Here is a 13007-nt window from a genome sequence, read left to right as displayed (position 1 = left end):
TTTCTGCTCGAGCATAAACAAAAAGTGGTCCGGCACCGGCATAAAACCTCAAACGATCAGCAGGCTTAAACGAACCGTAGGCTCCCAGAAACGTCTCAAACAAGAAAAAGGAATTGTCGACACGTACTCTTAGCTTGCCACCATCAGGCCCACTTGTTGCCAAATAGCTAACCTCATCGTTTTTCCAAGAGACAAAACCACCCGCCTCCATTCCATAGCCAAATAGATCATTCTTGGTCGGCATTTGAACCGCACCGCCTAAGTACGGAATACTGTCGACCGTCCCCTCAAGCTCGCGGCCGTCACGATCGATCACAACGTTACCCTCACCAAACTGTAGCTCACCCACCAGTAGTTGAATATAACCTGGCAAGGGAGGGGCTGCATGAGCCAAGCCACTAAATAGTAAAATAATAAGCGTGAGATAACGCTGTAGGTTCATAAACTGGCCCAGCCTGTAAAAACGAAACATTCTAAAAGAAAGCTTGCGCGAACAACTTAAAACACCCATGAGCAAAGTATTCTTGATCTTGCTCAAGCCTAGCGCAGCTTTCACCCTAGAGCATTCTAATCTTCCTTATACTAAATGGTATTAATTATTGGTTAGCGGAGAACACAATGACTGAAGCAACAAATACGCTGTCTAAAGGTAATAACGAACAACAAGCGAATGATGGCGCAAGCATGATTCACCCCGACCATCAGGGTAACGAGCTACTGCACGATTTAGCAAAGCTACGAAAAAACCCTGAAGCCATTCAGGACCTGTTTCAATCAGGGACCTTCCCTTACAAGACCAAGATGAGCAAACGCGATTACGAACGTAAGAAAAAAGCGCTTCAAGTCGAGCTACTCAAAGTACAAAAATGGGTCAAAGATACCGGCCAGAAAATTGTCATTCTCTTTGAGGGACGAGATGCCGCCGGTAAGGGAGGAACGATAAAACGCTTCATGGAGCATCTAAACCCACGTGGCGCGCATGTTGTAGCGCTTGAAAAACCCACAGAACACGAGCTTGGTCAGTGGTATTTTCAACGCTACATTAAACATTTGCCAAGCGCTGGAGAAATGGTCCTATTTGATCGCTCTTGGTATAACCGAGCGGGCGTTGAACGTGTTATGGAGTTCTGCACGCCAGAATCTTATTTGGAGTTTATGCGTCAAACCCCAGAAGTAGAGCGTATGCTCGTGCGCAGCGGAATAAAGCTATATAAATACTGGTTTTCAGTCACCCAAGACGAACAACACCACCGCTTTAGCCAACGCGAAAACGACCCGTTGAAACAATGGAAACTGTCACCAATTGACCGTGCATCCTTGGCTAAATGGGATGAATACACCGAAGCGAAAGAAGCGATGTTCTTCTACACAGATACCGCCGATGCACCTTGGACCATTGTCAAATCAACAGATAAAAAGCGGGCTCGCTTAAACTGCATGCTGCACTTTTTATCCACCTTAGACTACCCGGATAAAGACCAGTCGCTTGTTCATGGTCCCGACCCACTAATCGTAGGCAAGAGCTCTCATGCAATTGGAAACTCAAATCATATTTTGGGCCAATCGATTTCCGAATGGTAAGCATCCAAGTAAGCGAACTGTCAGCCGTGGACTGTTCGATGACTGAAATTTAGCTAAAGAACCTTTAGCGATCACTTGCAGCAAACTGGACACGGTTTCTACCTTGCTGCTTCGCTTCGTATAGGGCCTTATCAGCACATTGAAATAGCGCATCAAAGTGACTGTCAGTGGCCGTGAGCACCACACCAATGCTCACTGTCACTTTTAAGCCATCAACACCAAACTCCGACTCTTCGACCTTGCTTCTAATCTTTTCCGCCACAATGTGCGCGTCATCATCTTGCTCTATCCGAGCCAGGAGCAGAAACTCCTCTCCCCCCCATCGAGCGAACACATCACCGCTGCGTAATAAGCCCGACACCTTTTTTGCAAGCATCATCAGAACTTCATCGCCAACCTTATGGCCATGCCGGTCGTTCACTCTTTTAAAACTATCCAAATCAATCAGCATCAGAGCATATTTCGCTTTAGAGCCCTGAACCCGCTTCATCGCCTCATTCACCAACGGCATTGCTGCACGACGGTTATAGATTCCCGTCAGTGCGTCATGCATTGCGAGTTGATTTAAATGCTCATTACTTCGGCTTAACGATTTTTGGGCCTGTTCCAGCTGCAAATTTAGATAAGATAACTTCGCATTGCGCTTTGCGAAATACACAGCAAGAAAAATAACCACAATAAGCAGCAGCGCGATACCACCGAGTGTGGTCACAGTCGCGTAGAGATTCTTTTCTACAAAACCCTCCGGGCGATTAATGATTCTTGCACTATTCGGTATGCTGGAAAATGCGATCCCATGTTGCTTTAGAGCATTCCAATCAAACATTTCCGAGGTCGCGCGATAATGCCTTCTGAACCGGCCATTGAGTGCATAACCAGAAGAGGCTTCAAGCACATTCTTGGCTAGCGCATCGCCATCAATCACATAGCCACCAACCGCACCGTTGCCAACCAAGGTGCTGTAATACACATATATTGGCGCTTTCGACACCGCTGCGATGTGGCCTAGAAAGTCTCTGGGACTAAACTTTTGGCCCGTGTTATCCTCAAACACAAGGGTGTAAAAGATCACTCCCGAAGCCGGAAACGCTTTAAGTTCCTCGAGCAGGCTCTCCAAACTAAAATCAGACGCAACGCTGGTATTCACCTTTTCTATAGAACCAAGCGTTTGTTCCATCGCTTCGGCAGACAGCTTCGCCTCAGGATTATTACCTCTTACGATAAGTACCTTATTCGCATCTGGATTTTGCTCTAGTGCGTAATCTACTCCACTCTGCACGACATACGGAATGTCAGGCACAATGGCTAAATGTGTATCGTCTTCTTCATACGAATGACTGGCGAAATAAATCGTCGCCGCTTCAGGCGCAAATTCATGTTGATAACGATCGACAAAATCTGCGGCCTCGTCCGATTCGCCAACCACAATATCAATATCCATTTTCGAATAACGTGCACGCAGAAACTCAGCAAATTCGGAGTCTAGCGTCTTAGATCCAGAGCGGTAAGCATCCAGATACTCTCTAAACACGTCAAACTCTGCACCACGCGACTCAAGAAAATCATCGAGCCCTCGGGTAAAGGCTTTGTTCCAGGGAATGTGTTCGTTGTAGGAATGAATAATGAGAATGTTAAGCGGAGAAGCGCGATGCTCTGCACTTAGAGAAAAGACAATCAATAACGCAAGAAATACAGCCAGAAAAATTCGTAACCGGCTAGAAAGCAATCCTAACGGAATAATAAAACGCATGAAAGATTCCCCTGCATGTATAGAAAATAACGCGCGACAAATACACTCGTACACGCAAATCTTTCTACCCACACAATTTGTAAGGCTTTTACATCATACTATCTTATGGCTCATTTTCCAGCATCAAAAGCGCAGATTAGAACGTGCGAAAACATGCAGAGATGAGGTTTTTCAGCTCCAGAGGCAAACCCTCGAACAGCCAATCCCTAGAAAGCTAGTCCCTCGGAAACCAGGGAAAAAACATATTTGTTTTACGTTGATACTCTTTGTAGCCCTCACGCTTCTGAACGGAGTAATACTCGGCAGGCTTGGCACCCGTTAGGTACACCAAGGTCACGTAAAGCATGACTGAGGCGAATAAAGCACCAATGCCGAGCACACTCCATACAAAAACAAATTCGACATCGGCGAGCGACAACCAGGATGGTACCGTCGCCACAACAAGCCCAGTCCAAACCAGCCACTCCGAAAAATAATTGGGGTGACGGCTATATTTCCACAAACCGATGTTGCAAACACCCTTTGGGTTCTTGGAGATAAACCACATTTTCTGCCCATCGGCGATCGATTCGGTTAGATACGCCAAGGCCCACAAGGTTAAACCGGCTACTTCCCAAATGCTGATACCCTGCAGAGAACTCGTGGCTATCAAAAAACCGGGTAATGCCAGTACCGTCATATTGGCAAACCCTTGCGCCACTGCCTCACCCAACATATGCGCATCCACGTGTTTTGAACCTTCGGCTTCAAGCATAGTGCGCCGGTATTTATAACGTGGAAATTCATACTTGAAAATAACACCCGTCGCCTTCGCCATAGTAATCGCGCCAATGCCCATTCTTAATCCAATGAACAAATACACAGCCCCAACAATGGTGTTGCGAATAGGCTCGGCTTCGCCCATTAAAAGAATGTGCGCGCCGATAATAGCCACACCAAAAGGCCAGGCGATATCCACATAAGACATTCTCTTTGTGCGCCAGAAGGGGATGCAAACAACGAAAAAGAACAATACTGCTTGCGCGATAGCGTTACTGAAAAGCATATCGAGAAGTGTTGATTGCGTGGTATTTAAGATCACACACAATACCGCGATAAAGAATACGTTGAGCACAATGGCCATGAGGGTCACCCTATTATTATTTTGATTAAGCACTTCTTGATTGTTACGAGAACTAGGCTGAGCAGCTCTTCGTTCTCAAATAACTGACTTTAGTTTACGGGGTCAATAAAACTTCAGAAGTGGCCTATCTAAAACAGTGTTTTCCGAACGAGCTCCCTAGCAAGCTTCAACCTAGCAAGCTTCAACCCAGCATAATACCCGCCGCTTGCATCGAAGCGCTAAAGTCATTGGTTGAAAACATCACGCCGCAATGATTCATATAGGTATCACCCTTAGGATTGAAATGAAACGACTTGCCAGAATAATCCATCGCATATGCACCTACTTCGGCAAAAATGCATGCCGTCGCTGCGAAGTCCCATACACTCCCGCCGCCGCTTTGGTCTTTCGGAGGTTTAAAGTAACAGGCAGGGGGTTCACGCAGCACCGCAATTGCACTCATCACACCGCCGGCGTCGCTCAAATACCTGGCGCCCGAATAACCCTGATCAACAGCCCATTGCTCCACACGCGCCCATATGTCAACGAAACGAGTGCTCTCAATAAAGCTGCAATCCAATTGCACAATAAATTCTACCGCCTCTTCCACTGCCACTTTGTTTTCATCGAGCGGTCTCCAGCGCTGGCCGTTATGCTTCGCACCTTGCCCTTTCACAGCAGAATACAGGTCATCTTTAAGTGGGTCATAAACCACACCAATAACCGGCTCACCTTGTTTCGTAATGAGAGAAATGGCCACCGAGTATCCATGCACGGAACGTGTAAAAGCGAGCGTTCCGTCCAAAGGATCAACGCACCAAAAATAGTCTTTTTTTAAGCGCGAACCGTCATCTTCAGTTTCTTCAGTGAGCAGAGCCAGATCGAAGCGATCAACCGTGTCCATTAAGCGTTCGCGAATCAACGCATCACACTTGTGGTCTACTTCCGTCACAACCTGCGCCGCAAGACTGACAGCACCGGCCTTATGTTTGATTTCTGGCACTGCGCCCGCATAGCGCATAATAAGTGCGCCCGCCTCTTTGGCAACGCGCTCGGCCCGTTCCCGAAGAAGATTAAGATCTGATGGTTTTAAGTGCATAAAAACAGTGCTATCGAATAAAAGAAGAGAACAAATATACGCGCATTAAAACAACCGTAAACCCTTCATTCTCTGCTAACCCGCAATCTCGACCGCATATCGACCAGATAAGGGCAAAGACACTTTGAACTAGGGTACAGGCCTTTTCTATCGCGTGATTGCGGGCTTGCCTTTAAGTCGTCTCATCCATAAGCTCAATGCGTTTCTTCAAACACTCATCTAAAAGGATGCAACACCAATGAGCAGCATCGTCGAACATGGACTCAGCGTATTTATGGCATTTTTTGCCATTATGAATCCGATAGCTAACACCACGGTTTTCGCCTCGTTGAGTGAGAATCTCAATTACGATGAACGCCGTAAGCTGGCGGCAAAAGGCATTCTGATTGCTTTCGTGACGATTGTCGCTTTTGCTTTGATCGGCCAATACCTGTTCCAGCTATTCGGCATTTCTCTGTCTGCATTCCGCATTGCAGGGGGCGTGCTAATTTTCATCATTGGCTATCACATGCTGAATGGTAAAGAATCGAAATTTCATTCTGCAGACACCGTCGAACATCCAGATCTCTCCGTCTCTCCGTTGGCGGTCCCGATCCTTGCTGGCCCCGGTACAATTGCTACCGCCATGAACTATTCGATGGGTTCCTGGCATGAAACGCTGATCACAATAGGCGCGTTCTTTATCCTGTGCCTTGTTACGCTGTGCTGCTTTTTGCTCAGCACGCGTATTTTGAAGCGCGTTGGCGAGGCGATTACCGGCATTATCACGAGACTGATGGGCTTGATTCTTTGCGTCGTCGGCACTCAAATGCTCGTAGACGGCATCATCGGCGCATTCCAGCTGAATAGTTTGATGCATTAACCGCATCGCTTTGGTCTTGAAACGGCATTGCAACTCTGCCCAATCAAGACCCTTGTTTGCCCAATGTATGGCAGCATGAAAAATCGTGCGAAGACGATCTCTGTCTGAAGTTTCCGTCCGCTACTTAATTACGCACCACACCTAGTTCAATCAAACTTTCAGCGCCACTTACTACTGCATCCTTAATCGAGTGAGGCCGCCAACCCAAGGACATAGCCGCACTATTGTCGGCCTTCTTGGTTTTACCGCCCTCGCCTTTCACCATTTCCATATCTTTCACGATGTAGGACAGAATGTTAGAGAGAAACACGGGCAACTCTCGAGTAGAGACTTTTGAATCCGGATACGCCTCTTTTAAAATTTGAGCGACCTCTTTAAACATCACCCAACCATTCGTCCCAATAAACCGCTTACCGACCGCGTCTGGGCTTTCATACGCTAAACGGTGCAATGAAGCGATGTCTCTTACATCTACAGCCTCAAAGCCAATTTGCGGAACCACGGGATACTTTCCTTTCAACATCTCGACAATTAATTGCAATGACGTGCCGTAGTCGCTCTCCAAGGCAGGCCCAAGTACTAAGCCTGGTAGCACGGTAGAAAGTTGAATGTCGGTACCGGCGACATAATCCCAAGCCGCCTTTTCTGCCAACGCCTTACTTTTGTAGTAAGCAACATCTGTCGCATCAACATTCGTCCAATCTTTCTCGGTAAAGGTGCGATGCTGATCACCATGCCCAAACATCACCGCCGCAATAGAAGAGGTGAGCACGACCCTTTTAATTCCTGCTGTATTCGCGGCTTTTAGTGCATTCAATGCGCCTTCTCTTGCAGGGCGAATCACCTCATCGGCATTTTTCGGTTGCTGCAAGGGAACAGGCGATGCGAGATGAAACAAGCCATCACACCCTGTTGCGGCGTCAACCCATCCTTCGTCACTGAGCAAATCAGCCTGCGCGAACTCAATGCTATCGGCCTTGTCCGTGTACTTAGCAAACATTGCCTTCAATGCAGGCGCTTTTTTCAGATTTCGAACCGTCCCACGCACCGCATAGCCATGCTCAAGCAAATCGAGAATGCAGTGGCCAGCAATAAAACCAGAAGCATCAGTAACCAGAATTTTTTGTGTCATAAAGATCCCCAAGAATCGCTTTGAACGTATATTTTTTATTCGTTCCATCATAGAGGGATTTGGCAGGCTTGTAAGTAGAAAGAAAAACCATCAAATTGATCATACTGGCTATCGGCCTTAAACAAGTTTTGAAACAACAAAAAGAGTTGACCATGCACACATCCATCAATCCTTTCTGCAGAGCGTTCGCGCTGGTCTTTCTGACGCTCTCTATGTCAGGTTGTCTCGCGAGTGATAAAACCTCAAAAAGCCAAGCCGAGACCGACCGAACGCCAGAAAAAACGGCTGTGGTGAAATCGAAAACCGACTTAAACGCTGCGACATCAGACCCAAACCAGCTAGGCTTGATGCAAGGGTTTCCGCCCCCGGACGACAAGCTGGTTATGCAGCCGCAATCGAATTACTTCAGCTTCCCCAATCTACGCTGGACGGTGTGCCATATTCGCGAGCTTTTGCCCACGAAACAAATTAGCCGCGGCCTTGCTGCCCCTCATCGCTTTGAGTACGCGCTGGATGACAGGATAGACTCACTTCGCTTCACCCCCCTTGGAAGCAATAAGAGCATGACATGGAAAGAGTCACTCAGCGCAAACTACACAGACGGCATCGTAGTACTTCATCAAGGCAAGATTGTCTATGAGCAGTATAGGGGCTGTTTGGACGAAGATGGCAAACACGCAGCTATGTCGATGACCAAATCGTTCACGGGTTTAATCGCAGAAATGCTCATTGCGGAAGGCCTACTTGATGATCGCGTTGCAGTAGCAAGCATCGTCCCCGAACTAAAAGACAGCGCATTCGGAGATGCAACCGTTCGCCAAGTGATGGATATGACGACCGCCCTCCAATACAGCGAAGATTACGCCGACCCGAAAGCCGATATTTGGCTCTATTCCGCCGCCGCCAGCCCAATGCCTAAACCCGCGAATTACAAGGGCCCTAACGGCTATTACGAATATCTTCAAACGGTTCAAAAGGCCGGTAAACACGGAGACGCATTTGCTTACAAAACGATCAATACGGATGCATTAGGCTGGATCGTCTCCCGTGCGACAAACACCGATCTTGCCAAGCTCATCTCCGAAAAACTATGGAAAAAGCTGGGGGCCGAGCAAGACGCTTACATGACGGTGGACGCCAAGGGCACGCCTTTTGCCGGCGGCGGCATCAGCGCTGGCTTGCGTGATTTAGCGCGACTTGGGCAAGCACTCCTTAATGACGGTGAGTTCAACGGCCAAGGTATTTTCCCTGCGTCGGTTGCACAAAGTATTCGAAACGGCGCAGATAAAAACGTCTTCGCCAAAGCCGGCTACAACACCATGCAAGGAGGAAGCTATCGCAGTATGTGGTGGCATTTTCACAATGAGTTCGACGCGTATGCAGCGCGTGGCGTACATGGTCAAACAATCTATATCGCGCCAAAAGCAGACATGGTGATCGTTCGATTTAGTTCTTTCCCAACAGCGAAGAACGCAAAGATCGACCCCACCTCTCTGCCGGCCTACGAGGCTTTGGCGTCCTACCTATCAGCAAAACAAATCGAGATTTATAAAAAATAAGCCACAAAAATGCCGGCAAATAGAATGTCGTTCAACGATATTTCTTGCTTAAGCCAAGGGGCCGCCAACGCAGACGAGAAAACTCAGAACCACTCGGCCCGCGTCTTTTAGATGACCGACGTACATCGCGTTATGCCCAGTCTGCATCACACGATCAAATAAGCTTGGTCACCTGAACGCGATAAGATGCATACCATTTTCCCTTCCCGAGAGCCTGGGCTTTTCTGTGCTCCGGATTCTGATGCCACGCTCGAATATGTGCCATTGAAGGCCAATACGATATAGCGATTTCGCGGCTCCCTTCAGTACATACCGTAAACTCAGTACAACCATATTGATTCATGGCAAGATCACGCATACGTTGTGCCATCGTCGAATACTCATCATCCAACTCTTTCACCGTCGCTTTGAATATTACCGCGTACATAGGCATGTGCTCCTTGTTGACCTTAAAGTCGGCACTAGCGAAAACCATCATCGCCAACCAAAGAGGGGCCTGTGTTCGAAGACTTTGACATCAGCAAAAGCAAGAAGTCGTCAATCGAATGTTTTAGAGCCCTACTTCTTTGGGTGGATATTTCTTGAGCGTCGCACCGTGCGCCTTAAGTTTTCCAAGCACAGTAGCCATCCATGGATCTCGACGGTGACCTACGGTCATTTCTTCTTTCGGGTCGAGATAGAGATTGAAAAACCAAGGTGCAAGGCCAACATCACGCACTGTGGCGAGATCTATATGCATATGCGGCGCTTCAGCCATGACTACTTTTACATGTGCTTTGTATTCTTTCATTCTAACGGCCATAAGCTCTTTACCCCACCAAAAGTAAACCGCTTCTCGCTTTGACTCTCCGCTATCCGAAAGTAAAAACGAAGTTTGGTCAATGAAATCGTAATATTTTCCAGTTGGCAGTTTATCGTTGGGAATCTCCGCGAGATTAAGCGCGAGCTTAGACTTTTATACGACAACGCTCCGAGGCAAGTAAACGTTAAATGCATTTATTGGTGCGGCTAAGACATTTTTGGGGAGTACTTTGCACTGGTTTGAACCGCAGCTAGTTCGCTAAACATGCACCAACATAACGCGAATACAACCCTAAGCCCCTCATTTTTATCTATTTTATTCTCTAAAAAATGTCATGGCATAGCCATTGCTGAAGTACCTCTCAGTACATACCTAACAATCGAGATCTACCAACCATAAGACGGAGTAGTACCGTATGAAAAAAGAAGAAGTCGTAGAAGCCGTTGTACTCGCAAAAAAAGAAAAAGAGCTGAGCTGGGAATCCATTGCAAAAGAACTAGGACTTGGAACGGTCTGGGTAACATCAGCGTGCCTCGGCATGAACAGCATGCCAGAGGAACCCGCTGATAAGCTCTGCGCCCTACTTGATTTACCAACCGGGGCAAAAGCCGCGTTGATGGAATACCCGACCAAAACGTGGGAAAAAAGCGTTCCACAAGACCCGCTCATTTACCGCTTATATGAAATTGTCGGCGTATACGGAGATACGCTAAAAGAAGTCATTCAAGAAAAGTTCGGTGACGGCATCATGAGCGCAATCGACTTTAGTATGGACGTTGAAAAACAGGAAGACCCAAAAGGCGATCGCGTTGTCGTTACGATGAACGGGAAGTTTCTACCCTACAAGACGTGGTAAGCGCCGCTACCCGTTAGCACATTCTTTAACTGGGGCTTGGCCCCAGTTACTCAATCCATGAGAAGAAGATGACTCATGTTGAGGCAAGTGAACGGGACACCGGATAACCATTCCACCGCAGCCCCCCACACTACTCCTGTCTAACTCCCGTTAAAAGCGGCTACTGTGGTTTCCGTCGGAAAGCTTTACACTTTCTCAAAAAGTCCCAAACTCCAATATCGTTAAGTATCTCTTTTTATACAGCATCCGTTTACGCGGCCCATGTATTGCTTATTTTTTGACCAGTTATTTGCTAGTTGTTACTAACTTTCGACATGCCGTGTAAAAAGAGGGTTTGTAATATCTAAGGATGTGCAAATAGTTAGACTGAACTAACGACAGCTCTATCAGTCGCTTTAAAGACAAAAATCTGAGCAGAACAAGGAGAGAAAACATGTTGTCCCCAGCACAAAAAATATGCATTGCACTCGTATTTAGCTTTACATCCCTTGGAGCAAACGCAAGTCTCATTACGACATCGGACTGGTTTGTAAATGGCATTGATGATGGATCGGCGGACTTTCGCGTGACCGAAGAATTTACCAGTGCAGCGGAACTTGGCGGTACAAACAACCGCTACGTTTATAGTATCGAGAACCTAACCAACAACCTATCCGCTAGTCTGTTTCGAATGTCAAATCCGGATAACGATCCCCGCACAAGCCTTTCTGGTCCGAACAGTTGGAGCGAAAGGGTCGGTGCCCAGAATTTCATTTGGGAAACGTCTACTCCAGCAGATTTCATCAACCCAGGCGCAACGTTAGGCGGAATGACACTTTTTACGACAAGTACACTGCCCGCATTAACTGGCTCTAGAGACGGTTGGATAATGACAAGCGACTCTTCCGGCAGCCGCGTGAACGTCTATGGATCATTTCTGCGTGATGGTAGCTCAACCGTACCAAATGATGACGATTCGACTTCGGTTCCGGAGCCTGGCTCACTCGCTCTTCTTGCGATGGGTTTAATCGGTTTATGGACTCGTCGGCGCATAGAGCGTTAAGCACAAATTATGATACAAAACGACACAGGCCTTGTTGCCTGTGTCGTCTCTCTTACTTGACCAACGCCTCTTTTCTCTCGCTTAAACTAGCAGCATAAAGAGACAGGTATTTATCGCGCCCTGCGTCGCAGAGACTGTGGTTTGAAATGGCGAGCATTCGGTGCTTCATCATCGAACAAAACAGACTGCCGTTCTTCCGAAGAAAGGCCATTCACGCTGTAACGTTTAGCCTGTAAATCATGATATACATTAATCGCAGCCCAAACGCCCGGCAACTCATAAAAGTTTTTCGTCAGTGCTGTTCCTACGCGCCAAAGTTCGCCCTCATCATTATATTTATCAACCAGCGCAATCCCCCAACTATCTTCGTCGATGTAAAACACACGTTCTTCGTAAATATGACGGAATTTGTCCTTGAGCTTCGCCTTCACGACATGCACGCGGTGCAACTCCCAACGAACATAATCAGGGTTAAGATGACCCGGCATAACGAGGTCTTTATATTTCACATCCTGTTGATCGATTCGATAGTTGTTGTAAGGAATGAAGTATTCCTCCAAGCCGATATATTCCCACTCATACCGATCCGTGGCACCGTTAAACATATCAGTATCGTCGGCCGTGCGCGTGTTATCTGACGATGCGATCGGAGAGTCATAAGCAAGATTAGGGGCACGCCTTACTCTGCGCTGTCCTTTGTTGTAATCCCATACCTGGCGCTCTTCTTTGACTTGGTTCAGCGTCTCATGGACGAGCAACGCACCACCGGCAAGTCGTGCTGGGGCCTTATTAAACGACAGGAAGTAAAAAAGAATATTCTCTAACTCATCGAAACTGCCATCGGGGCGATGGAAGTTAAACAAAATCTCGTACTGCTTAGTGATAGGCTCAAATGCACCCGTTCGATGCACCGACACCTCGGCTGCGTTTTTAACCACATATATACCGCGCCAGCGTGTCATGTGATTCCAAATTGCTTGAAGCGCTTTTTCAGAACTATTCCCGTGCAGAATTGGAAACGGGATGCCACCGTACGCATTTTTGAAGCCAAGCCCGCCGTCCGTTAATGACGCAGTCACCGCGTTTTTCTTCGTATTCTCGAGGACCCAGTCCGGCATAGAATGGGATCGATGAGAAGGATAAACATCCATTCGAAAGGTATCAGGATAGGTATTAAACATAGCGCTCTGGCCGGGCGTAAGCTTGCCGGCATACGTTTCAA

At 47.4% G+C, this 13007-nt stretch carries 13 protein-coding genes; 5 read left to right on the top strand and 8 right to left on the bottom strand.

The genetic code is table 11. The features are described from left to right. Nucleotides 1-442, bottom strand: a 442-nt coding sequence (locus tag A3750_RS01675) for a hypothetical protein (protein ID WP_156498305.1), incomplete at its 3' end; no start/stop codon positions are given. A gap of 176 nt (nucleotides 443-618) precedes the next feature. Here A3750_RS01675 and ppk2 point away from each other — a divergent pair. After that, nucleotides 619-1581: a polyphosphate kinase 2 gene (gene ppk2 / locus A3750_RS01670; protein WP_068457984.1), complete on the top strand. Its 963-nt coding sequence runs from the start codon at nucleotides 619-621 to the stop codon at nucleotides 1579-1581. 64 nt (nucleotides 1582-1645) lie between these two features. Here ppk2 and A3750_RS01665 read toward each other — a convergent pair whose 3' ends face one another. From A3750_RS01665 to A3750_RS01655, 3 genes are all read right to left on the bottom strand, one after another. Beyond that, entirely contained in the window at nucleotides 1646-3331 is a 1686-nt protein-coding gene (locus A3750_RS01665) for a GGDEF domain-containing protein (RefSeq protein WP_068457982.1), read from the bottom strand. Between the two features lie 214 nt (nucleotides 3332-3545). Continuing rightward, nucleotides 3546-4454, bottom strand: coding sequence for a DUF1295 domain-containing protein (locus A3750_RS01660; RefSeq protein ID WP_068457980.1), 909 nt, complete (start codon nucleotides 4452-4454; stop codon nucleotides 3546-3548). A 181-nt stretch (nucleotides 4455-4635) separates the two neighbouring features. Then, a complete protein-coding gene (locus A3750_RS01655) occupies nucleotides 4636-5532 on the bottom strand; it encodes a 3'(2'),5'-bisphosphate nucleotidase CysQ (RefSeq protein ID WP_068457978.1) in 897 nt (298 codons plus the stop codon). A 238-nt stretch (nucleotides 5533-5770) separates the two neighbouring features. Here A3750_RS01655 and A3750_RS01650 point away from each other — a divergent pair, with 238 nt between their 5' ends. Next, complete coding sequence (locus A3750_RS01650) at nucleotides 5771-6394, top strand: MarC family protein (RefSeq protein WP_068457975.1); 624 nt, start codon at nucleotides 5771-5773, stop codon at nucleotides 6392-6394. A gap of 124 nt (nucleotides 6395-6518) precedes the next feature. Here A3750_RS01650 and A3750_RS01645 read toward each other — a convergent pair whose 3' ends face one another. Then, complete coding sequence (locus A3750_RS01645; protein ID WP_068457974.1) at nucleotides 6519-7526, bottom strand: aldehyde reductase; 1008 nt, start codon at nucleotides 7524-7526, stop codon at nucleotides 6519-6521. Between the two features lie 152 nt (nucleotides 7527-7678). Between A3750_RS01645 and A3750_RS01640 the strand changes: the two genes are divergently transcribed. Continuing rightward, nucleotides 7679-9085: a serine hydrolase gene (locus tag A3750_RS01640; RefSeq protein WP_231871671.1), complete on the top strand. Its 1407-nt coding sequence runs from the start codon at nucleotides 7679-7681 to the stop codon at nucleotides 9083-9085. Between the two features lie 154 nt (nucleotides 9086-9239). Here A3750_RS01640 and A3750_RS01635 read toward each other — a convergent pair whose 3' ends face one another. Together A3750_RS01635 and A3750_RS25660 are read right to left on the bottom strand one after the other, a co-directional pair. After that, nucleotides 9240-9512 carry an antibiotic biosynthesis monooxygenase gene (locus A3750_RS01635; RefSeq protein WP_068457995.1) on the bottom strand — a complete coding sequence of 91 codons (273 nt, stop codon included), beginning with the start codon at nucleotides 9510-9512 and terminating at the stop codon, nucleotides 9240-9242. 123 nt (nucleotides 9513-9635) lie between these two features. Continuing rightward, nucleotides 9636-9968 carry a hypothetical protein gene (locus A3750_RS25660; protein ID WP_255374857.1) on the bottom strand — a complete coding sequence of 111 codons (333 nt, stop codon included), beginning with the start codon at nucleotides 9966-9968 and terminating at the stop codon, nucleotides 9636-9638. A 334-nt stretch (nucleotides 9969-10302) separates the two neighbouring features. On the opposite strand from A3750_RS25660, the gene cynS reads away from it, so the two are divergent. Together cynS and A3750_RS01620 are read left to right on the top strand one after the other, a co-directional pair. Then, a complete protein-coding gene (gene cynS / locus A3750_RS01625; RefSeq protein ID WP_068547973.1) occupies nucleotides 10303-10743 on the top strand; it encodes a cyanase in 441 nt (146 codons plus the stop codon). Between the two features lie 433 nt (nucleotides 10744-11176). Continuing rightward, on the top strand, nucleotides 11177-11785 hold the full coding sequence (locus tag A3750_RS01620; protein WP_068457969.1) for a PEP-CTERM sorting domain-containing protein: 609 nt from the start codon (nucleotides 11177-11179) through the stop codon (nucleotides 11783-11785). Between the two features lie 110 nt (nucleotides 11786-11895). Here A3750_RS01620 and A3750_RS01615 read toward each other — a convergent pair. After that, nucleotides 11896-13007, bottom strand: a 1112-nt coding sequence (locus tag A3750_RS01615) for a DUF1329 domain-containing protein (RefSeq protein ID WP_068547972.1), incomplete at its 5' end; no start/stop codon positions are given.

This window comes from Oleiphilus sp. HI0079, assembly GCF_001635105.1.
The sequence above is the reverse complement of the archived record's forward strand: the minus strand, read 5'-3'. Positions and strand labels throughout refer to the sequence as shown.

What these genes read in the sequence shown, in the direction of transcription:
- ppk2 (WP_068457984.1), top strand. Translation starts at nt 619, where the DNA reads ATGACTGAAGCAACAAATACGCTGTCTAAAGGTAATAACGAACAACAA.
- A3750_RS01665 (WP_068457982.1), bottom strand. Translation starts at nt 3,331, where the DNA reads ATGCGTTTTATTATTCCGTTAGGATTGCTTTCTAGCCGGTTACGAATT.
- A3750_RS01660 (WP_068457980.1), bottom strand. Translation starts at nt 4,454, where the DNA reads ATGGCCATTGTGCTCAACGTATTCTTTATCGCGGTATTGTGTGTGATC.
- A3750_RS01655 (WP_068457978.1), bottom strand. Translation starts at nt 5,532, where the DNA reads ATGCACTTAAAACCATCAGATCTTAATCTTCTTCGGGAACGGGCCGAG.
- A3750_RS01650 (WP_068457975.1), top strand. Translation starts at nt 5,771, where the DNA reads ATGAGCAGCATCGTCGAACATGGACTCAGCGTATTTATGGCATTTTTT.
- A3750_RS01645 (WP_068457974.1), bottom strand. Translation starts at nt 7,526, where the DNA reads ATGACACAAAAAATTCTGGTTACTGATGCTTCTGGTTTTATTGCTGGC.
- A3750_RS01640 (WP_231871671.1), top strand. Translation starts at nt 7,679, where the DNA reads ATGCACACATCCATCAATCCTTTCTGCAGAGCGTTCGCGCTGGTCTTT.
- A3750_RS01635 (WP_068457995.1), bottom strand. Translation starts at nt 9,512, where the DNA reads ATGTACGCGGTAATATTCAAAGCGACGGTGAAAGAGTTGGATGATGAG.
- cynS (WP_068547973.1), top strand. Translation starts at nt 10,303, where the DNA reads ATGAAAAAAGAAGAAGTCGTAGAAGCCGTTGTACTCGCAAAAAAAGAA.
- A3750_RS01620 (WP_068457969.1), top strand. Translation starts at nt 11,177, where the DNA reads ATGTTGTCCCCAGCACAAAAAATATGCATTGCACTCGTATTTAGCTTT.